The sequence below is a fragment of the Ruegeria sp. AH12 genome, from assembly GCF_056541465.1.
Map to the genome: position 1 here is coordinate 1 of NZ_JBQFYL010000106.1, position 894 is coordinate 894.

The 894-nt window shown below is 53.9% G+C and carries 2 protein-coding genes; one reads left to right on the forward strand and one right to left on the reverse strand.

What is annotated here, in order from left to right:
- On the reverse strand, positions 1–266 hold a 266-nt coding region (locus tag ACR0EL_RS21945), incomplete at its 3' end, for a DUF6478 family protein (protein ID WP_480502281.1).
- Between the two features lie 218 nt (positions 267–484).
- Between ACR0EL_RS21945 and ACR0EL_RS21950 the strand changes: the two genes are divergently transcribed.
- On the forward strand, positions 485–894 hold a 410-nt coding region (locus ACR0EL_RS21950), incomplete at its 3' end, for an ABC transporter transmembrane domain-containing protein (protein WP_480502282.1).

Genomic DNA, 894 nt, shown 5'->3' on the forward strand with positions numbered 1-894 from the left:
GTCCGCCACAGGTCCGGTCGCCACGACCAATCCGTTCCCAGGGGTTTTGGAAACTGCGTCGCCCCAATCAAGGGTTGGATCAGTCGAGCATCAGCTTTTTGAATTGCTTGTTCAAGTTTGCCGCGCAACCGCCGGGCGTCATCACGTTGCCGGCGAAGCTCAGGCAATGCGAGGTGGTCAGACTGCTGCGCGGCACGCTGCCATCGCCCCAGAGCCTTTAGTTGAATATATCGATCCAGTAATCTGCCCATCGCCCCATCTTTCAAGACAGCCCCTCTTTAGTCAAAGTCGGGGCAGGGGACAAACCAGTCTTACTTGATTAGCGGATAAATCTTCCCGATTCATAAATGTGATCTCCTATCCAGCTGGTTTCTGCGTCGCAAAGAGCCGCCATTCTTGCAATAGCTCGGGCCGAGGCTTACCGTCGGCGCTCGGGCAATCGGCATTTGTCCCGGATCATACAGGCTCATCATGAGGCAGGGGAATGGAACCCACCCTATTTTCATTCATATGGAAGCATTCGAAAAAGCAGCAATTGGTCCTGCTGTTGCTGACCGTTCTGTCATTTCCGTTCCTTTACGCTTCGTTGGAGCTTCCTAAGCAGATCATCAACGACGCGATTGGTGCGCCCGCAGACACCGTGACAGTACTCGGTATCACCGTGACACAGGTGCAGTACCTGCTGATTCTGTGCTTTGCCTTTTTGGCAACTGTCATCGCCAGTGGCGTGATGAAAATGCGCATCAATACCATGAAAGGCATTCTCGCCGAGCGGATGTTGCGTCGCCTGCGCTTTACATTGATCAGCCGCTCGATGCGCTTTCCCAAATCCTATTTCGCCACCACCAGCCAAGGTGAACTGGTATCGATGATCACGTCCGAGGCCGAACCCAT